General features: G+C 70.8%; 18 protein-coding genes and 4 tRNA genes. 6 read left to right on the top strand and 16 right to left on the bottom strand.

Annotated features, from left to right (window positions below; translation table 11 throughout):
* Nucleotides 1-51 precede the first annotated feature (51 nt).
* The 9 genes from ruvA to pgsA all read right to left on the bottom strand — a co-directional run bounded on the left by ruvA (nucleotide 52) and on the right by pgsA (nucleotide 7,302).
* Nucleotides 52-801, bottom strand: coding sequence for a Holliday junction branch migration protein RuvA (gene ruvA, locus ACY5KJ_RS07880; protein WP_462185965.1), 750 nt, complete (start codon nucleotides 799-801; stop codon nucleotides 52-54).
* On the bottom strand, nucleotides 801-1,316 hold the full coding sequence (ruvC, locus tag ACY5KJ_RS07875) for a crossover junction endodeoxyribonuclease RuvC (protein ID WP_462185993.1): 516 nt from the start codon (nucleotides 1,314-1,316) through the stop codon (nucleotides 801-803). Before ruvC ends, ruvA begins: the two co-directional genes overlap by 1 nt.
* 103 nt (nucleotides 1,317-1,419) lie before the next feature.
* Nucleotides 1,420-2,175 carry a YebC/PmpR family DNA-binding transcriptional regulator gene (locus ACY5KJ_RS07870; RefSeq protein ID WP_462203079.1) on the bottom strand — a complete coding sequence of 252 codons (756 nt, stop codon included), beginning with the start codon at nucleotides 2,173-2,175 and terminating at the stop codon, nucleotides 1,420-1,422.
* Between the two features lie 22 nt (nucleotides 2,176-2,197).
* Entirely contained in the window at nucleotides 2,198-2,797 is a 600-nt protein-coding gene (pdxT, locus tag ACY5KJ_RS07865) for a pyridoxal 5'-phosphate synthase glutaminase subunit PdxT (protein ID WP_462188109.1), read from the bottom strand.
* Nucleotides 2,794-3,726 carry a pyridoxal 5'-phosphate synthase lyase subunit PdxS gene (gene pdxS, locus ACY5KJ_RS07860; RefSeq protein WP_462188108.1) on the bottom strand — a complete coding sequence of 311 codons (933 nt, stop codon included), beginning with the start codon at nucleotides 3,724-3,726 and terminating at the stop codon, nucleotides 2,794-2,796. Before pdxS ends, pdxT begins: the two co-directional genes overlap by 4 nt.
* A gap of 149 nt (nucleotides 3,727-3,875) precedes the next feature.
* Nucleotides 3,876-4,430 (bottom strand): hypothetical protein, encoded by a 555-nt coding sequence (locus ACY5KJ_RS07855; protein ID WP_462188107.1) that lies wholly within the window; start codon nucleotides 4,428-4,430, stop codon nucleotides 3,876-3,878.
* A gap of 70 nt (nucleotides 4,431-4,500) precedes the next feature.
* Nucleotides 4,501-5,667, bottom strand: a complete 1,167-nt coding sequence (locus tag ACY5KJ_RS07850) for a glycosyltransferase family 4 protein (RefSeq protein ID WP_462188106.1) — start codon at nucleotides 5,665-5,667, stop codon at nucleotides 4,501-4,503.
* Nucleotides 5,668-5,674: 7 nt separating this feature from the next.
* Nucleotides 5,675-6,553: a phosphatidylinositol mannoside acyltransferase gene (locus ACY5KJ_RS07845; protein ID WP_462188105.1), complete on the bottom strand. Its 879-nt coding sequence runs from the start codon at nucleotides 6,551-6,553 to the stop codon at nucleotides 5,675-5,677.
* 35 nt (nucleotides 6,554-6,588) lie between these two features.
* On the bottom strand, nucleotides 6,589-7,302 hold the full coding sequence (gene pgsA / locus ACY5KJ_RS07840) for a phosphatidylinositol phosphate synthase (protein WP_462188104.1): 714 nt from the start codon (nucleotides 7,300-7,302) through the stop codon (nucleotides 6,589-6,591).
* Nucleotides 7,303-7,483: 181 nt separating this feature from the next.
* Here pgsA and ACY5KJ_RS07835 point away from each other — a divergent pair, with 181 nt between their 5' ends.
* Entirely contained in the window at nucleotides 7,484-9,670 is a 2,187-nt protein-coding gene (locus tag ACY5KJ_RS07835; protein WP_462203080.1) for an elongation factor G-like protein EF-G2, read from the top strand.
* Nucleotides 9,671-9,872: 202 nt separating this feature from the next.
* Here the strand turns inward: ACY5KJ_RS07835 and ACY5KJ_RS07830 are convergent, their stop codons facing one another.
* From ACY5KJ_RS07830 to ACY5KJ_RS07820, 3 genes are all read right to left on the bottom strand, one after another.
* A complete protein-coding gene (locus ACY5KJ_RS07830; protein WP_462188102.1) occupies nucleotides 9,873-10,442 on the bottom strand; it encodes an HIT family protein in 570 nt (189 codons plus the stop codon).
* A gap of 359 nt (nucleotides 10,443-10,801) precedes the next feature.
* Nucleotides 10,802-11,038, bottom strand: a complete 237-nt coding sequence (locus tag ACY5KJ_RS07825; RefSeq protein WP_462203078.1) for a hypothetical protein — start codon at nucleotides 11,036-11,038, stop codon at nucleotides 10,802-10,804.
* Between the two features lie 962 nt (nucleotides 11,039-12,000).
* Nucleotides 12,001-12,072 (bottom strand) — tRNA-Val (locus ACY5KJ_RS07820).
* Between the two features lie 445 nt (nucleotides 12,073-12,517).
* Between ACY5KJ_RS07820 and ACY5KJ_RS07815 the strand changes: the two genes are divergently transcribed.
* A complete protein-coding gene (locus ACY5KJ_RS07815; RefSeq protein ID WP_462188101.1) occupies nucleotides 12,518-12,949 on the top strand; it encodes an SsgA family sporulation/cell division regulator in 432 nt (143 codons plus the stop codon).
* A 137-nt stretch (nucleotides 12,950-13,086) separates the two neighbouring features.
* Here ACY5KJ_RS07815 and ACY5KJ_RS07810 read toward each other — a convergent pair whose 3' ends face one another.
* Entirely contained in the window at nucleotides 13,087-14,268 is a 1,182-nt protein-coding gene (locus ACY5KJ_RS07810) for a chorismate-binding protein (RefSeq protein WP_462203077.1), read from the bottom strand.
* Nucleotides 14,269-14,489: 221 nt separating this feature from the next.
* On the opposite strand from ACY5KJ_RS07810, the gene ACY5KJ_RS07805 reads away from it, so the two are divergent.
* The 3 genes from ACY5KJ_RS07805 (at nucleotide 14,490) to ACY5KJ_RS07795 (ending at nucleotide 14,762) form a co-directional block, all read left to right on the top strand.
* Nucleotides 14,490-14,562: transfer RNA gene (locus tag ACY5KJ_RS07805), tRNA-Gly, on the top strand.
* 43 nt (nucleotides 14,563-14,605) lie between these two features.
* A tRNA-Cys gene (locus tag ACY5KJ_RS07800) sits at nucleotides 14,606-14,677 on the top strand.
* 13 nt (nucleotides 14,678-14,690) lie between these two features.
* Nucleotides 14,691-14,762: transfer RNA gene (locus ACY5KJ_RS07795), tRNA-Val, on the top strand.
* Nucleotides 14,763-14,906: 144 nt separating this feature from the next.
* On the opposite strand, the gene ACY5KJ_RS07790 is transcribed toward ACY5KJ_RS07795, so the two are convergent.
* Together ACY5KJ_RS07790 and ACY5KJ_RS07785 are read right to left on the bottom strand one after the other, a co-directional pair.
* Nucleotides 14,907-15,770 (bottom strand): N-acetylmuramoyl-L-alanine amidase, encoded by an 864-nt coding sequence (locus tag ACY5KJ_RS07790; RefSeq protein ID WP_462187524.1) that lies wholly within the window; start codon nucleotides 15,768-15,770, stop codon nucleotides 14,907-14,909.
* 99 nt (nucleotides 15,771-15,869) lie between these two features.
* Complete coding sequence (locus ACY5KJ_RS07785) at nucleotides 15,870-16,679, bottom strand: DUF3097 domain-containing protein (protein WP_462203076.1); 810 nt, start codon at nucleotides 16,677-16,679, stop codon at nucleotides 15,870-15,872.
* Nucleotides 16,680-16,855: 176 nt separating this feature from the next.
* On the opposite strand from ACY5KJ_RS07785, the gene ACY5KJ_RS07780 reads away from it, so the two are divergent.
* On the top strand, nucleotides 16,856-17,443 hold the full coding sequence (locus ACY5KJ_RS07780; protein ID WP_462187526.1) for an isochorismatase family protein: 588 nt from the start codon (nucleotides 16,856-16,858) through the stop codon (nucleotides 17,441-17,443).
* 129 nt (nucleotides 17,444-17,572) lie between these two features.
* Here ACY5KJ_RS07780 and ACY5KJ_RS07775 read toward each other — a convergent pair whose 3' ends face one another.
* Nucleotides 17,573-17,866, bottom strand: a complete 294-nt coding sequence (locus ACY5KJ_RS07775) for a DUF4193 domain-containing protein (protein ID WP_011435797.1) — start codon at nucleotides 17,864-17,866, stop codon at nucleotides 17,573-17,575.
* Nucleotides 17,867-18,067 lie beyond the last annotated feature (201 nt).

Here is an 18,067-nt window from a genome sequence, read left to right as displayed (position 1 = left end):
CTACGCAGGTGAGGGCCGTTATGACGCCGCCTGGCGGCGTCATAACGGCCCTCACCTGCGTAGCACGGCGAGGCTCGCGCGCAGCAGTGCCGCGGCGTCGGGCGGGGCGCCGCCGGTTCCCGCGCCGGCCCCGGCCCGGAAACCCGGGGCACCTTCCTTGCCCGGGACGTCTCCCTCGCCCGGGACGGCACGCTCGCCACCCGCAGCGGCGCCCTCGCCGGCGGACGCGGCCAGGACCACGAGCGCCCGCGACACGGCGTCGTCGGCCTCACGACCCGAGTAGCCCAGGCCCACCAGCGCCTCCCGCACGGTCGCCGCGACCCCGACGGCATCGGCCGGCACCGGTTCCGGTTCCGGTCCCGGCGTCGGGCGCGGGCCGGGCAGCGGCGCACCACCACTCGGCGGACCGAGCCGGTCCCGCAGGTCCAGGACGATGCGCTGCGCACCCTTGCGCCCGATACCGGGGACCTTCGTCAGCACCGCGAGATCCTCCTCGGCAACGGCGCGGCGCACCGTGTCGGGATCGTGCACTCCGAGCACGGCCTGGGCGAGCTTGGGCCCGACCCCGGCCGCGCTCTGCAGGATCTCGAAAACGTCGCGCGCATCGGCGTCGGCGAAGCCGTAGAGGGTCAGCTCGGTCTCGCGCACGATCAGGGTGGTGGCGAGGGAGGCGGACTCCCCCACCCGCAGCCGCGACAGCGTCGACGGCGAGCAGTGGACGAGCAGGCCCATCCCGCCGACCTCGATGACGGCGGACAGCGGGGTCAGCGCGGTGACCGTGCCGGCCAACGACGCGATCATCAGGTGGATCCGCCCGGCGCGGCGGAACGGAACCGGGCCAGCGCCGGCCCGCGCCACAGGTGGCAGAGCGCCAACGCGAGGGCGTCCGCCGCATCGGCCGGGCGTGGCGCCTCGGTCAGCCCGAGCAACCTGGTGATCATAAAACTGACCTGCGCCTTGTCCGCCCGGCCGCTGCCGGTCACCGCGGCCTTCACCTCACTGGGCGTGTAGAGACCCACCGGCAGGCCCCGCCGGGCGGCCAGCATGATGGCGACCGCCCCGGCCTGCGCGGTACCCATCACGGTACGCATGTTCGCCTGGCTGAAGACCTTCTCAACCGCGACCGCCTCCGGACGGGTGCGATCGAGCCAGGCGTCGATGCCGTCGGACACGGCGCACAACCGTTCGGCGACCTCGGCGGTGGCGGGGGTGCGCACCACCCCCACCTCGACCAGGCGGGCCCGGACACCGAGGCCACCGTCGACGACCCCCAGGCCACACCGGGTCAGCCCGGGATCGACCCCCAGCACCCGCATCCACCCTCCCGACCGCACGTTCACAAGAACATTCGTTCGAATCTAGGGGCGGCGACGCAACCGGACATCCACGACACGCCCAACAGATCGCCTGAGAAGACGATCAGCTGCCGACTAGCTCCATCACGTCGTCGGAGATGTCGGCATTGAACCAGACGTTCTGGACGTCATCGAGATCCTCAACCGCCTCGATGAGCTTGAGGACCTTGGCGGCGGGTTCGGCCTCCAGCGGCACGCTCACGCTCGGCAGCCAGGAGATGTCCGCGGAGGTGACCGCCAGGCCGGCGCCGGTGGCGGCCACCCGCACGGCGTGCAGATCGGTCGCCTCGGAGACCACCTCGAAGGCCTCCCCGACATCGTTGACCTCCTCCGCGCCGGCGTCGAGCACGGCGAGCAGTACGTCGTCCTCGGTGAGGCCGGCGGTCTTCTCGATAAGCACGACACCCTTGCGGTTGAACAGGTACGACACCGACCCCGGGTCGGCCACCGTGCCGCCGTTACGGGTGATCGCCACCCGGACATCCGACGCCGCCCGGTTACGGTTGTCGGTCAGGCACTCCACGAGGATCGCCACCCCGCCCGGGCCGTACGCCTCATAGGTGATGTCCTCGTAGTTCACCCCACCGGCGAGCTCGCCGGAACCCCGCTTGACGGCCCGTTCGATGTTGTCGTTCGGCACGGACTGCGACTTCGCCTTGGCGATGGCATCGGCGAGGGTCGGATTGCCCGCGGGGTCTCCGCCGCCCGTCTTGGCCGCCACCTCGACTGTCTTGATCAGTTTGGCGAACAGCTTGCCCCGGCGGGCATCGATGACCGCCTTCTTGTGCTTGGTGGTCGCCCACTTGGAGTGGCCGCTCATGACCTGCCTCTCTTGCGCCCGATCATCGACCGGACCCGGACGATCGGACGCTGTCGACGAATAGCCGGTGCACCCGGGCATCACCGGTCAGCTCCGGATGGAACGCGGTGGCCAGCAGCGGCCCCTGGCGGACCGCCACCGGCGCCTCGGCGACACGGGCCAGGACCTCGACCGCGTCTCCTGCCTTTTCTACCCATGGTGCCCGGATGAAGACCGCGTGCACAGGTGGCCCCGCCACCCCGACGACCTCGAGGTGTGCCTCGAACGAGTCCACCTGCCGGCCGAAGGCGTTACGCCGGACGACGATGTCCAGTCCGCCGATCAGTGGTTGATCCGGCCGGCCGCCCACGACGTCCCGCGCGAGCAGGATCATGCCAGCACACGAACCGAACACGGGCAACCCCGCGGCCACCGCCGCCCGCAACGGCTCCAACAGCTCGAACACGCGCAGCAACCGGCCGATCGTGGTGGATTCACCCCCGGGCAGGACGAGCCCGTCGACCTCGGCAAGCTCCACCGCGTGGCGCACCGCCACCGGCCGCGCGCCGGCCTCGGTGAGCGCCCGGGCATGCTCGCGCACATCCCCCTGCAACGCGAGGATGCCGATCCGCGGGCCACTCACCAGCCGCGGTCGGCGTAGCGGGCTTCCGGGGGAAGCTCGGTGACGTTGATGCCCACCATCGCCTCGCCGAGGCCCCGGGAGACCTTCACCAGAACGTCGGGGTCCTTGAACATGGTGGTCGCCTCGACGATGGCCCGGGCGCGGCGCGCCGGGTCCCCGGACTTGAAAATCCCGGACCCGACGAACACCCCGTCCGCGCCGAGCTGCATCATCAGCGCCGCGTCCGCCGGAGTGGCGATACCGCCGGCGGTGAACAGCACGACGGGCAGCCGGCCGAGCCGGGCCACCTCGGCGACCAGCTCGACTGGGGCGCGCAGCTCCTTGGCCGCCGTGTAGAGCTCCTCGGCGGGCAGCCCCGACAGCCGGGCGATCTCCGCCCGGATGGTACGCATGTGCACCACGGCGTTGGACACCTCGCCGGTGCCCGCCTCACCCTTGGAGCGGATCATCGCCGCGCCCTCGGCGACCCGGCGCAGTGCCTCCCCCAGGTTGGTGGCCCCGCAGACGAACGGCACCGTGAAGCGCCACTTGTCGATGTGGTGGTGCGGGTCGGCGGGCGTGAGGACCTCGGACTCGTCGACGTAGTCCACCCCGAGCGCCTGCAGCACCTGTGCCTCGACGAAATGCCCGATCCGGGCCTTGGCCATGACCGGGATGGAGACCGCCTCGATGATCTCCAAGATCATGTCGGGGTCACTCATCCGCGCCACCCCACCCTGCGCCCGGATGTCGGCGGGAACCCGCTCCAGCGCCATCACCGCGACGGCGCCGGCGTCCTCGGCGATGCGGGCCTGCTCGGCGGTGACCACATCCATGATCACGCCGCCCTTGAGCATCTCCGCCATGCCGCGCTTGACGCGGGCGGTACCGGCCTGCCGGGCGGAGTCGATCGCCGGGCCGGCGGCGGGGGCAGTCTGGCCCTCGGGCATGATGTGCCGTCTCTTTTCGCTGGGTCGGGTCGCCAGGGCCGCGGGGTACCGGCATGTCTGGCACCTGCATGCCGGCTACCCCGCCGGATGGTTCCCGTGCGGGTGGGTCGGTTTTCCATGGTACGGCGATCTCGCGACCGGCCGAGCCGTCAGGAGGCCAGCCCCGGCAGGTCGCCGCGAGGGACGCCCTCGCCGCGGATCGGCAGGGCGTCATCGATCTCGAAGTAGCCGGGGGGCGACCGGCGGCCGGCCAGGTGCGCCATCCGCACCACGCGCCGGCCGGCGAGTGCCCGCAGGTCGCGGACCGCGTCGTTGTGGAACTGCCGGGCGAGCGCGACCCGGGCCGCGCAGGAGTCGACCGCATGCAGCTCGGCGGGGTGGTGCTGGCCGGCCGCGGCGACCTCGGCGGACCGTAACGCCCGGCTCAGGGCATTCTCGCTCTGCTCGACCGCGGCGTCCAACGCCCCCCCGGCGAGCAGGCCTGGATAGGCCGTTCGGGCCCGGGCCACGCTCTCACCCAGCTCGGCCAGCTCACACCGCAGGGCCAGCTCGCGCGCGGCGTCGGCGCGGGCGAGCAGGTGCGCCACCAGCCCGCCGCGGGCGTCCGCGACCCGGGCCGCGAGTCGGTCGAGCCGAGTGGCCAGCCAGGTCAGATAGGTCGCGATCGCCACCACCAGGGCGACCACCACCACGACGGCGGTCATCCCGCGCAGCGTAACCAACGGCCGAATGTGACGTGGCTCTGGTACCGGGACAGGTCAGTTACCGGGCAGGTCAGTCCCCACTCCTCGCGTCGCCCCGGACCGGCGGCTGCGTCGCCGTCGCGACCGACACCCGCATGTCCCCGGAGACCATCTGGTACACCCCGACGATCCGCTCGGCGATGACCCGCCAGTCGTAGGCGGCGACGACGGCGCGACCGCGTTCCACCAGCCGCGCGGCGCCGGCGGGATCACATAGCACCTGGGCCAGGGTCGCGGCCAGCCGCGCGGGATCGCCGACGTCGAACAGCCTGCCGGCGCGCCCGTCATCGAGGACCCGGCGGAAGGCGTCGATGTCGCTGGCCACCACCGGGGTCCCGGTCGCCATCGCCTCGAGCAGCACGATCCCGAAGCTCTCCTGACCGGTATTCGGGGCGCAGTAGACCTGCCCGGAGGCGAAGACCCGGGGCTTGTCGGCGTCGGAGACCATGCCGACGAGGCCGACCCGCGAGCGCAGGGCGGGCTCCAGCCGGGCCCGCACCGCCGCCCCGTCACCGGGCCCCGCCACCAGCAGCCGGACACCGTCGATCTCGGCGGCGAGCGCCGGCAGGGCGGCTAGCAGCACGTCAAGGCCCTTGCGCGGCTCGTCGATGCGCCCGAGGAACACGACGGTGGGCCGCCCGTCGTCGTAGCCGGGCAGGGGCCGGGCGCCGGCGAAGTTCTGCACCGCCACCCCGTTCGGGATCAGGACGGCGTCGGCGCCCAGATGCTCGACGAGGGTGCGCCGGGCCGCCTCGGAGACCGCGATCCGGGCCCGCAGCTTCTCGAACGACGGCTGCAGCGCGCCGTGGGCCGCGGTGAGGAACCGCGACCGGGGGTTGGCGGTGTGGAAGGTGGCGACGATCGGCCCGTCGGCCAGCATGCAGGCCAGGAGGCTGACGCTGGGCGCGGTCGGTTCATGGGCGTGCAGGACATCGAAGTCGTGCTCACGCAGCCAACGGCGGACCCGGGCGGCCGAGACCGGGCCCATCAGAAGCCGGGCGACGGAGCCGTTGTAGGGGAACGGTAACGCCCGGCCCGCGTCCACCGCGTAGGGCGGCAGGGTCCGTTCGTCGTCCACCGGGGTGATGACGGATACCTGGTGACCGGCGGCGATCAGGGTCTCGGCGAGGTCACGCACGTGCACCTGGACCCCGCCCGGTACGTCCCAGGCGTAGGGGCAGGCCAGACCGATCTTCACGGCGGCGTCATCCGTCGTCGCGCCAGATCCGCTGGAGCATGTGCCAGTCCGCGGGGTGCGCGGCGATGCCGGCGGCGAAGGCGTCCGCAAGTCCCTGCGTCATCGTCGGGATGTCGCTCGGCTCGACGGCGGGATGGATCCGCCCGCTCCACCCGTCATGATCGAACCAGAGCGTGGCGGGCAGCAGCGTCGCCCCGGTGCGCAGCGCGAGCGCCGCGGGCCCGCCGGGCATGGTGGCCGTGGCGCCGAAGAACCTCACCGGGATCCCCCCGCGAGAGAGATCCCGGTCCGCGAGCAGGCAGAGCATCCCCCCGGCCAGCAGGCGCTCGGTGAGCAGGTCGAACGGGGGAGCCTGCCCGCCGGTCAGCGGGACGACCTCCATGCCGAGCTCCGAGCGGAAGGCCAGGAACCGCTCGAAGAGCGCCTCCGGCCGCAGGCGTTCGGCGACGGTCGTGAACGGCACGCCATTCACCACCAGCCAGGCGCCCGCCTGCTCCCAGTTACCCATGTGCGGCAGCGCCACGATGGTCCCCTTCCCGCGGGCGTGCGCATCCCACAACCGATACTGGTCCAGCAGCCGCAGCCGGCCGACGACGCGGTCCAGACCGATCTCCCGGAGGCGGAACACCTCCAGCCAGTACCGCGCGTAGGAGCGCATCGCCGCCCGGGTCAACCGGTCCAGATCGGTTCCCGGCGGCGCCACTCGGGCGAGGTTCGACCGCAGCCGGCGCACCCCCCGCCCGTCGCGGCGGTAGGCCAGGTCGGCGCCGAACCGGAACGCCGCGGCGGCCACGGGGTGCGGGAGCAGCCGGACGCCGCGCCAGCCCAGCGTGTAGGCGAGGTCGGTGAACCGCCCGGCCGCCGTCGCCCGCCCGCCCGCCGTCAACGCTCGGCCCTTCGTCGGATCGTCTCGATGACCGCTCAGCGGCCGTTGCGGCGGGGGCCGAAGGCGGCCGCGGCCCGGGACGCGGCCGTGGTCCGGGACGCAGTGGCCGGGGCCGCCCTTGACGTCGGCGGGGAGGGCGGGTCTCCCGCGCGGTACCACTGCCGGTAGACGTGGACGACCCGCTGGACGACCGTCAGCATGGTGGCACCGACAAGGAACCACAGCGCCGCGGGCAGGAGGTAGGGCACCCCGAGGCCGTACAGCCCGGCGGCGACCAGCAGGATCAGCAACCGCTCGCCCCGTTCGGCGAACCCCACGTCACAGGTGAAGCCGAGTCCCTCGGCGCGGGCCTTGACGTACGAGGTGATCAAACCGGCGACCAGGCAGATCAGGGCCGCACCCGCCAACGGCAGGGAATCGCCGTCGCCGGCGTACCAGAGGACGAGCGATCCGAAGATCGCGCCGTCGCCGACCCGGTCGGACGTGGAGTCGAGAAAGGCCCCCCACTTGGAGGAGATGCCGCGGGCGCGGGCGATGACCCCGTCGATCAGGTCCGAGAAGACGAACAGCGTGATCACTACGGTGCCGAGGAAGAACACCCCGCGGGTGAAGAACCCCAGAGCCCCGCCCGCGACCCCGACCATGCCGATGATCGTCACGGCGTCCGGTGACACCGACGACCGGGCGGCCCACTGGCTCACCGGGTCGAGCAACTTCTGGATCTGCGGTCGTGCCTTGCTAGCGAGCATGTCCGTCCCGTCGTCCCGCGTGGTCGTCCCACGTGCGCCCGGCTTCGGGCGGTCTTCACAGTACAGCCGCCACGATCCGCGCATTCCCGACCACGGCCGCCCTCGGGCTTGTGTCCCAGGTAACAGGGGAGGACGCTGCCGTTACCGAACAGGCCGTTACCTCCCAGTCAAGGAGGCGATGATGTCATCAGCCTCGTGCGATGTGCGCAACGTCGTCCTGGTAGGCCACACCGGCGCGGGCAAGACGGCTCTGGTGGACCGTCTGCTCGCCACCGCCGGGCCGCCGGACCGCCAGAACGGCGACCGTCAGACCGCCCAGACCAGCTACGTCGGCCATGCCGATCCCGAGCGTCGCCCGGCACGGTCGGTCAGCCTCACCCTGTGTTCGGTCAGTCACCGCGGGCTCACAATCAATCTTCTGGACACCCCGGGCTATCCCGACTTCGTGGGCGAGCTGCGGGCGGGCCTGCGGGCCGCCGACGCCGCTCTGTTCGTCGTCAGCGCGGTCGACGGGGTGGATGGCGCGACCAGCATGGTGTGGGCGGAGTGCGCCGGGGTCGGCATGCCCCGCGCGATCGTGCTCACCCATCTCGACCATCCCCGGGCCGATTTCGCGGCGGCCGTCCAGGGCTGCCAACGGGCCTTCGGGGCCGGCGTGCTGCCGGCCTACCTGCCCGAGCGGGAGGCCGGCGCCTCGATGCGGCTGGTGGATCTGCTGTCCGGGCGAGTGCTGGAGTACCCGGGCAGCGGCCGCCAGGAACTCGCGACCCCGGCCGGCCTCACCGGCCGGTACGCCTCCGCCCGCGCCGCCCTGGTCGAGGGGATCATCGCTGAGAGTGAGGACGAGACCCTCCTCGACCGGTACCTGTCCGGTGATGAACCCGACACCAAGCTCCTGCTCGGCGATCTGGAGACCGCGGTCGCCCGCGGGACGTTCTTCCCGGTGTTGCCGGCCGGTCTGCTTCCGGGTTCGACCTCGGGCCCGGGCGCCGCGGCAGGGGGCGATCGGGGCAGCGGGCGGGCCGGCGGTTTCGGCTCCGTCGAGTTGCTGGACCTGTTCGTGCAGGGGTTCCCTTCACCGCGGGAGCATCCCCTGCCGCCGGTGAGCCGCCCTGACGGCTCCCCCTGCGACCAGAGCCACGGTGATCCGGCCGGGCCGCTCGTGGCCGAGGTCGTGAAGACGACCACGGATCCTTACGTGGGCCGGATGTCAGTGGTCCGGGTGTTCTCCGGCACGCTGCATCCCGACGATGCGGTGCACGTCAGCGGGCACGGCAGAGCCGCCGCCGGGCACGCCGACCACGACGACGACGAGCAGGTCGGGGCGCTCTCCCGGCCGTACGGCTCGGTTCTGTACACGGTGGGCGAGTGCCCGGCCGGCGGCATCTGCGTGGTGACGAAGCTCAGCACCGCCGAGACCGGCGACACCCTCTCCGATCGCGACGACCCACGCTACCTGCCCGCATGGTCGATGCCCGAACCGCAGCTCCCTATCGCGATCAGGGCCCGCAGCCGCGCGGACGAGGACAGGCTGTCGACCGCACTCGGCCGGCTGGCCGTGGAGGACCCGACGCTACGGATCGAGCAGGACCCCGAGACCTCCCAACTCGTCCTGTGCTGCATGGGCGAGGCCCACAGCGACGCGGTCCTGGAACGGCTCGCCCAGCGCTACGGCGCCGCGGTGGACCGGACCGCGCCCCGGATCCCGCTCCGGGAGACGCTGCGTGCCCCGGCGCGCGGACTCGGCCGTCAGGTCAAGCAGTCCGGTGGGCACGGCCAGTTCGCGGTCTGCCAGATCGAGGTCGAACCGCTCCCGGCGGGTGGGGGCTTCGAGTTCGTCGATGAGGTGGTCGGCGGCGCGGTTCCCCGGGCCTTCATCCCCTCGGTGGAGAAGGGCGTCCGGGCGCAGATGGCGCAGGGCGTCCGCACCGGCCATCCCATGGTTGATCTACGGGTCCGCCTCGTCGACGGCAAGGCGCACAGCGTCGACTCCTCGGACATGGCCTTTCAGATCGCCGGCGCACTGGCGCTCAAGGACGCGGCCCGGGCCGCCGGCGTCGTCGTGCTTGAGCCGATCCTGGCCGTTGGCGTCCTGGTACCCGACGAGTACGTCGGGGCCGTGATGGGCGACCTGTCCACTCGCCGAGGACGGGTCGTCGGGATGGAACCCGTCCCGGGCGGGCCCGGGGCCACCCCCCGGACGGTCGTTCACGCAGAGGTCCCTGCGAGCGAAATGATCCGATATGCGATTGAACTACGGTCCTTGAGCCACGGCACGGGTAGCTTCACGCGGGACCATCGCGGCTACGAGCCGATGCCACCACAGCTTGGGGATGCCCTGTCGGCGGAAGCGAAAAAATCGGCATAAAGCAGGAATCCGACATAAAGCGGGAAAGACGGACGACCGGCAACCCTCGGCCCGGCTCAGGGAGGATTGCCGGTGGGAGACATCCGTGACCGCACACCCGCCGCATCGGGCCCGGCGCCGGGCGGGACCCGGTGCGGCGGGCAACCCCGACGGGAGCGCCCCGACCCGGCTGCGGCCTCCACCGGGCCCGGCGCTACCCGCCCTACTCGTCGGGCGCGGTCTGCGCCCAGGCCTGGGCGAGCATCTCCCTGGTCTGCCCGAGCAGGGCGGGGAGCACCCTGGTCGCGCCCACCACGGGCATGAAGTTCGTGTCACCGCCCCACCGCGGCACCACGTGCTGATGCACGTGCGAGGCGATCCCGGCGCCGGCGACATCCCCCAGGTTCATGCCGGTGTTGAAACCGTGGGCCCCGCTGGCGGCCCGCAGCGCACGGAGCGCGTGCTGAACGAAGAATGCCATCTCGACGATCTCTTCGGGGTCCATGTCGGCGTAGTCCGCGATGTGGCGATAGGGCACAACGAGAAGGTGACCGGCATTATAGGGGTACAGATTGAGGACCGCGTAGACGCTTTTACCCCGAGCAACCACGAGGCCGTCCTCGTCGGACATCCCGACAATGGAACAGAATGGGCATTCATCGTCACGGGAGCGGCCCTCGCCCCTGATATAGGCCATGCGGTGCGGGGTGTAGAGCCGCTGGAAAGCATCCGGACCGCCGACCCCGGCCTGCTCCTCCAGGGGAACCCCCTCGGGTGAGACCTCGGCCGTCACTGGGCGGCCGCCACGACGCCGCCCCGGCTGAGCCGAGTGAACACGCAGGCAGCGCCCATCGAGCGGGCCATGGGCACCGGAACCTGCTCGGCCATCAGCAAGGGCGCCGCCTCCCCGGGACGAGCTCCCCAGGGGGGAGCAATATCGTCTCGTCAATTTATCAGGATCTGAGCGACGAGAGACGCCCGCGGTACGCGAGGAGGCTCGCGTGCGGGTGCGGTCCGGCGCATGAAGAGGGAGACTGACGGCGTGGGGGGGTCGCCGCCAGTCCCCCTCAAGGAGTCGAAATGAAATAACTTGCGCGTTTCGAACCCTCCACAGGCCTGTGATCTGCGATGATGCTCTCGATCGCGTATTTGTTACTTCATTACGTCCCCCAAGTGACGTAATCGGTTTCGAACCACGGCGCCCTGGATCTGACGCGAGGATGATGCACACGAAGGGTCCGCGACCGGGAGGAGCCCTCCCGGCGCAACCCCGCGAGAAGCCATCGCGACAACCTTGCGACAACCCGAGCCCGTTACGCCCTGCCCGGCCAGCTTAGCGGACGTTAAGGGGACGTAATGAAGTAACAAATACGTGATCGAGAGCATCATCGCAGATCACAGGCCTGTGGAGGGTTCGAAACGCGCAAGTTATTTCATTTCGACTCCTAAGCCGATCTGTACAGCGTCGGCGGCACCTTCATGGGGAAAACGCCAATCGGACCTGGCGTGGACCCCACTCGCAAACCAGTGACCTGCGGAAAGGGGCGGGACGCACAACGATGCCGATCCACCATGGACCAACCGGTATACCAACGGCCACCGGAATCGTTCCACGGCGACGCACGGCGTCGACCATCTCCAGCACGCGGAGCTCCACGGGCACCACGAATCAACAGCATGCGCCCGAAAGGTGGACAGGCCCGCTCCCAAGGACCGCGATGCATCGCGGCGGCGGCTCGCGCGATGCGCCCGGGGGCCCGGCGACGCGGGCTCGGACGTCACTTTCCGTAAAGAACGAGGCTCGGAGCCGACCCCGGGTCGAGGTATCGACGTGCTCGTCGCCCACACTGTCTGCCGGGCTGTCTCCCGGACTGGAGCACCGGCCGGGACCCCCTCCGGGATCCGCCTCCATCGGTGGTGTCCCCACCAAAGTGGGGGTAGATGTTGATTCGTCGCCAGCCCACGACGTCGCGGCCCAGACACCCAGAAACCGGCCAATCGGGGAGATTTCGCACCGCTCCCCGGGACAGGCGCCCCACCGGCAGTGGACAGCTCCGACCACCCTTCGAGGCGCAGCACGCCGCGGAGGTCGGGGGCAGCCCCGGGCAGGTCTCGGGCGGGACCGGGACGGCCTCCTACCGGGGGAAACGCGCCGAGTCCCACCGGCGGGAGAGGACACCGCCAAGCCGCACCACCCGTTTGGGGTAGCCCCTCCCAGGCACCGATGGACCCGCCCTGACCAGGAAAAACGCCGCATCGCGGGGAGCACGAAGATCATCCACGGGGCAGATGTCCCGCGGGAGCACAGCAAGCTCCCGACCCGGGAGCGGAGCATGGCAAGCCCAATCGCGTGGGCGTACGTGGTTTCGAACCACGGACCTCTGCCGTGTGAAGGCAGCGCTCTACCACTGAGCTATACGCCCTTGCCGGTGGGACCACCGTACACGCCGAGGATACGGGCCGGCGAAGGGGGCCGACGGCGGGGGGTCGACGGACGGATGGGGCGATGTCCGCCGTCCTGCCCGGTGGCCGGACTGGGTCAGGTTCGCCGCGACTGGCCGTGGTTGAGAAGGGTCCCCACGGGGAAGACTTGAGGGGGAACGGCCTTGGCGGGATGGCCTGACGCTCGAGGGACGTTCGGACACTACGGACGGTAATCATCTATAGGATTCAAGTAGAAGATCCGTCCGACAGCCGGCCGAACCATGATCACTCGAGGCAGGTTCACCCTTCCGGGCCAGGCAACTCGCCCGAACTACCGTAACGGATGTTGTCTTGGCATAATCTTGTTTCCAACGGGACTCGGAGAGGGAACTATCCCGTTACACGGGTGCTCGCCCGCACCATCGCACCATGAGAGGCCGCCCGATGACTATTCGTCACGATTCAATCACCGCAGAACTCGCCCTCCGCCTTGTCGTCCCCGGGGCGGCGCCCGTGCCGGTCGCCGCCACCGTCCGGTACGAGCCTGCCGATCCGTACGCGATCAGCATCGGCTTCCGCACCGGTGCGGACGAGGTCGTGGAGTGGACGTTCGCGCGCCAGCTCCTCAGCGACGGTGTGCGCCGACCCGCCGGGGATGGCGACGTGCAGGTGTGGCCTGCCGCCCAGTCCGGGGGACGGATCGTCTGCCTGTCCCTGTCCAGCCCGTCCGGGCATGCACTGTTCGAGATGCCGCGGTCCGAGGTGCTGGCCTTCCTGCGGCGGACGTATTCAGCCGTCCCCCTCGGCGGAGAGAGCGACATCATCGATCTTGATGCCGAACTCGCCCTCCTCATCTGGGGTGGCCCCGAGCGATGATCTCACCGGGGTCGGGACCGCTGCCCGATCCCGGCAAGCCGGTGTGGGCATTTTGCGACCGGGGGAGACCCTTCCCCACCTGCATCCGAGGCAGCTTCCACCCAGCCACACACAGAGCACCCGCCCGCCTGGCCAGGCTAGCGCCGCCAGGCGGGTTCTTTTGTCCTCGGCCCACCGCCGGTGCCCGGCCTATCGTCCGATCGGCTCGCCAGCCCCACCAGCCGGTCGGCCTTCAGCTCGGTCTCACGCCACTCCGAGTCCGGATCGCTCCCCCACGTGATACCAGCGCCGGTACCGAACCAGATCCGGTCGTCCTCGATCCAGAACGTACGAATGCCAACAGACAGCCAACCCACGTTCCGGTCGGCATCCACCCAGCCGATCCCTCCGCAGTAGTAGCCCCGAGAGGCCGGTTCCAGTTCTCGGATGATCCGCAGCGCGCTCGACTTCGGGGCACCGGAGACGGAACCGGGCGGGCAGGCCGCCGCCAGGAGGTCCTGCCAGCCCACCCCCGGCCGCAGCCGGGCCCGGACGGTCGAGACGAGGTGCACGAGACCGGGGTGCTCCTCCACTGCGCAGAGCGAAGGCACCGTCACACTTCCCGGGCGGGCGACCCGCCCAAGATCGTTGCGAACAAGATCGACAATCATGATGTTCTCGGCGACGTCCTTCTCCCGCAGATCCGCCGCCGTCCGACCGGTTCCCTTGATGGGCCTGGAACTCACGACGTCGCCCTGGCGGGAGAGGAACAGCTCCGGAGAGGCGCCGACGATGCGCACCCCGGCCTCCGGCACATCCAGGACGACCGCGTACGGCGCGGGATTGCCGGCGGCTACGACAGCCGCCAGGGCACCGAGATCGACACCGGCAGCACAGGCACCGGGACCCCCCGCGCGTTCCGCCGCGGGCGCAGGCAGGGGTGCCGACAGCAATCGGCAGAGATTGACCTGGTAGACCTCCCCCGCCGCAATGCGCTCACGGATCGCCACAACCCCGTCGAGGTAGGCCGCCCGGTTCATGGTTGTCGTCCATGCGGCTCGCGGCGGTCCGAGCCAGGGGCCACGCCGCAGCGCCGCGGCACCACCGGGAGGCGCCGGCCGCACGTCGGCGAACCGGATGCAACGGACGGCCCTCTCGAAGTCGACGACGACCGCCCAGAAGCCATCTCGATCCAGCACCGCGGCGTCATCACTGATCTCCACGACCTCAGTCGCGAACCGGCCGCCGGCGAGCAGGAACGAGGAGACATCCCACGGGGGTGCCGGTTCCACACACCCGAGGGGGCTCGCCTCCCGAGCCGCCACGTTCGTCTCGCTCATTCCGATCACGCTACCGCCGCCCGAGGTGACCCGCCGCCCAGGGCATGGACCAGCCCCTCGACGGCCGGCCGGCCGCATGGACGTGCCGTGGGCGAAAACCGACGTTCATCCGGAGAACCTTGACCCAACGCAACATCTCAGCGACGCCCGCCAGACGGTTCGACGTCTGGCCCGATCGTCCGCTAGAGTGCTACCTGCACCGCCGAGAAGGGCGGAGCAGCGCGGACGTGGCTCAGTTGGTAGAGCATCACCTTGCCAAGGTGAGGGTCGCGGGTTCGAATCCCGTCGTCCGCTCGGGAGCAGAGAGGCTTGAGGTCCGTCCCCAGCGGCCTCCCACGGCGGAGTGGCCGAGTGGTTTAGGCAAGGGCCTGCAAAGCCCTGTACGCGGGTTCGATTCCCGCCTCCGCCTCTGATCCTTTCGCGGGCGATTAGCTCAGTGGGAGAGCGCTACCTTGACACGGTAGAGGTCACTGGTTCAATCCCAGTATCGCCCACCGCGAGACACATTCTCGCCCTCCTATGAGGGCCATCCGTCACGGATGGCCCTCTGCGTGTGCGACGGCCGGTGGGCGCTGGGCGCCCGGAAATCCGACAAGGGGCCCCGGCCGCCGTCACGCCCATCACCGGACGAAGCCGGGTCAGCCCGGGCCGGGCGAGGACGCCTCGTCCCCCAGCAGGAACAACGTGATCCCGTCCGCGAGGCCCGCCGCCGCCCGGGCCCGCCAGGCCGGGTCGGCAAGCTCGGCCGCATCGGTGCGGTTGCGCATGTTGCCGCACTCCAGGAAGATCTTCGGCACCCGCGAGAGGTTGAGCCCACCGAGATCGGAGCGGATCGTCATACCATCCTCGCCCAGGTAGTCCACCAATGGCTGCCCGGTGGCCCGGCCGAAGGCGGATCGCACCATCGCCGCGAGACGCGCCGACGGGGCGAGGATCGGTGCGTTGGCCCGGTCCGGGCTGAGCGCGGGCGCGATGACATGAAAGCCGCGTCCGTCCGCCGGTCCCCCGTCGGCATGTATCGACACCACCGCGCCGGCCGAGACCCGGTTGCCGATGCGGGCCCGCTCGTCGATGCACGGGCCCACCCCGGAGTCGTTGTCGCGCGTCAGGATCACACTCGCGCCCCGGGAGCGCAGAATGGCCGCCGCCCGCCCCGCGACGTCGAAGGTGAAGGCGTGCTCCGGGTAACCGCTGTCGGTCTCGGCGCCGACGGTGTCGCATTCCTTGTCGAAACCGCCGGCCGGGACCCGCCGGTTGATCGACGCCGCGGCGGCGCCGTTTCCTCCGTTGTGCCCGGGGTCGAGGACGACCTTCCGGCCGGACAGGGCGGTTGGTGAGGTCCCGTCCACGCCGGGCCGGGCCGGGCCGGGTGCGCCCGGCCCCGCGGGCCCGCCCCCCACGAGATGCAGAGCCACCCCGGCGACCAGGGCCACGACGACCAGGGTCACGCCGGCCGCACCGACGAGCCGAAGCAGGATCGATGGTCTGATCCGTGCCGGCATTCGGTGTCTCCCGCCTACGGAGGGGGCCCGTCCCCGCCGAAGTGACCGTACGCGGTCGGCTGCGCGGCGCGCGTACGGGGGGCCGCCCGGGCCCGGCCGTCAGCCGGCGACGAAGTCGATCAGTCGTTCCACCGCGCCGAGCAGGCCCACCTCAAGGTCGGTGTAGCTGTCCACCGAGGCCAGGACCCGGCGCCACATCTGCGCCGGGTCCTCCACACCGAGGGCCTGACAGACCCCTTCCTTCCAGGGCTGGCCGCGGGGAATCTCGGGCCAGCGGGGAATGCCGACCGACGCCGGCTTCACCGCCTGCCAGATGTCGATGTAGGGATGACCGGTCACCAGGACGTGGTCACCGGCAACGGAGGCGGCGATCCGGCTCTCCTTCGACCCCGGGACGAGATGGTCCACCAACACGCCGAGCCGGCGGCCGGGCCCCGGGCGGAACCCCGCGACCACCGACGGCAGGTCGTCGACCCCGTCCAAGCTCTCCACCACCACCCCCTCGATGCGCAGGTCGTCGCCCCAGACCCGCTCGACCAAGGCGGCGTCGTGCAGACCCTCCACGTAGATACGGCTCGCCCGCGCGACCCTGGCCCGGCGGCGGGGCACCGCGACGGACCCGGACGCGGTGCGCGCCGCGGGGGCCGGGGTCCCGCGGCGGGGACGCACGAGGGTCACCCGCGCGCCCTCGATCAGGAAGGCGCCGGGTTCCAGGGGGAAGACCCTCCGGATGCCGTGACGGTCCTCCAGCGTCACCCCACCGTTCTCGCTGCCCACCACGGCCCCGCAGAACCCGGTAGCCACGTCCTCGACCACGAGGTCACGCTCGAGCTCGACCTCCGGCGGACGCGCCTGGCGCGGACGGGCGGGGGGAGCCAGGACGTCCGGCCCGTAGTCTCGGCTACGCATCCTGCGAACCTAAGCCGACGCACCATCATGATCAGGGATATCGACGCGGGCGTGTCGAGATGCGACAGTGTGGTCATACCGAACGGACGGGTACACCGGGACAGAACAGACTGGTACACCGGGAGAGGTGGGTACACCGCGACGCGAGGGCGGAGCGCGACGGAGGGGACACGACGATGAGTCAGCGTTACGGGCCGGGGACCGCTCTGCTGATCGTGGACGTGCAGAACGACTTCGCCGATCCGGCCGGCAGCCTCTACGTGGCCGGTGGTGAGCAGATCATCGCCGGGATCAATGCGGAGATCGCCGCGGCGGTGACCGCCGGCTCCCCGGTCTTCTACAGCCAGGACTGGCACCCGCACGAGACCCCGCACTTCGTCACCGGCGGCGGGATCTGGCCGCCGCACTGCGTCGGGGATACCCCCGGCGCCCAGTTCCATCCCGACCTGATCGTCAAGGGTGAGGTGATCCGCAAGGGGGTCGACGGCAGCGACGGCTACTCGGCCTTCTCGGTGCGTGACCCGGCATCGGGGAGGCGAGCCACAACGGTGCTCGGTGAACGGCTGGCGCAGTTGGGCGTGTCGACGGTGGTGGTCGTCGGGCTGGCCGGCGACTACTGCGTCCAGGAGAGCGCGCTGGACGCTCGGCTGCGGGGCCTGAAGGTGCTGCTGCCGCTCGACCTCACCAGGTTCGTCAACCTGCGTCCGGGCGACGAGGAGCGAGCCGTGGCGCGCATGCGGGACGCCGGCGTTCTGGTCGGGTGAGGAGCCGGGCCGGGCCAGACGAGCCCGAACCGCCGGTAGCGGTCGAGCCCGAACTGATCGTGGAGCTGTCATCGGCAGCTGTCATCGGCGGTGGAGACTGATCGAGAGCCGATCAGACCACGCGGTCGGTCAGGCCGCGCAGTCCCGGCAGATCATCCGTCGCTCGTCCACGAGCTGGCTGCGGTGATGCACCAGGTAGCACTGCGTGCAGGTGAACTCGTCGGCCTGACGCGGCAGCACACGGACGTTCAGTTCCTCGCCAGACAAGTCGGCGCCGGGCAGGCCGAGCTCGGTTTCGAACGGGTCAACGTCGTCACCGAGATCAGCCGCCGCGTCCGCCCGCCGAGCTTTGAGGGCCTCGAGGCTCTGCTCCGAGGCGTCCTCGATGTCAGCTGTACGAGGGGTGTCGTAATCGGTGGCCACTGAAGTAACTCCCAGAGAAGTTGTGCGTAGTCGTGCGCAACCCACAACGCACGACCGCCGGGGTATGTGCCCGTCAGACCCGCGCTACCCCGATGTGGGCTTCACCACACCCTCGACCCCCAGACGCCCCGGAGAATCCCCCGATCTTGACCGACGACGCTGCCGCCCTGATCTTCCGCAGCCCAGGAGCCTCGTCCACCC

Source organism: Frankia sp. CcWB3, assembly GCF_977927595.1.
This window is presented reverse-complemented; position numbering and strand designations above follow the sequence as displayed.

Bases quoted from the DNA above. Each gene is read 5' to 3' on its own strand.
- ACY5KJ_RS07855 (WP_462188107.1), bottom strand. From the start codon at position 4,430: ATGACCGCCGTCGTGGTGGTGGTCGCCCTGGTGGTGGCGATCGCGACC.
- ACY5KJ_RS07810 (WP_462203077.1), bottom strand. From the start codon at position 14,268: ATGAGCGAGACGAACGTGGCGGCTCGGGAGGCGAGCCCCCTCGGGTGT.
- pgsA (WP_462188104.1), bottom strand. From the start codon at position 7,302: ATGCTCGCTAGCAAGGCACGACCGCAGATCCAGAAGTTGCTCGACCCG.
- ACY5KJ_RS07870 (WP_462203079.1), bottom strand. From the start codon at position 2,175: ATGAGCGGCCACTCCAAGTGGGCGACCACCAAGCACAAGAAGGCGGTC.
- ACY5KJ_RS07835 (WP_462203080.1), top strand. From the start codon at position 7,484: ATGTCATCAGCCTCGTGCGATGTGCGCAACGTCGTCCTGGTAGGCCAC.
- ACY5KJ_RS07790 (WP_462187524.1), bottom strand. From the start codon at position 15,770: ATGCCGGCACGGATCAGACCATCGATCCTGCTTCGGCTCGTCGGTGCG.
- ACY5KJ_RS07815 (WP_462188101.1), top strand. From the start codon at position 12,518: ATGACTATTCGTCACGATTCAATCACCGCAGAACTCGCCCTCCGCCTT.
- ACY5KJ_RS07780 (WP_462187526.1), top strand. From the start codon at position 16,856: ATGAGTCAGCGTTACGGGCCGGGGACCGCTCTGCTGATCGTGGACGTG.
- ruvC (WP_462185993.1), bottom strand. From the start codon at position 1,316: ATGCGGGTGCTGGGGGTCGATCCCGGGCTGACCCGGTGTGGCCTGGGG.
- pdxS (WP_462188108.1), bottom strand. From the start codon at position 3,726: ATGCCCGAGGGCCAGACTGCCCCCGCCGCCGGCCCGGCGATCGACTCC.
- ACY5KJ_RS07825 (WP_462203078.1), bottom strand. From the start codon at position 11,038: ATGATGCTCTCGATCACGTATTTGTTACTTCATTACGTCCCCTTAACG.
- ruvA (WP_462185965.1), bottom strand. From the start codon at position 801: ATGATCGCGTCGTTGGCCGGCACGGTCACCGCGCTGACCCCGCTGTCC.
- ACY5KJ_RS07785 (WP_462203076.1), bottom strand. From the start codon at position 16,679: ATGCGTAGCCGAGACTACGGGCCGGACGTCCTGGCTCCCCCCGCCCGT.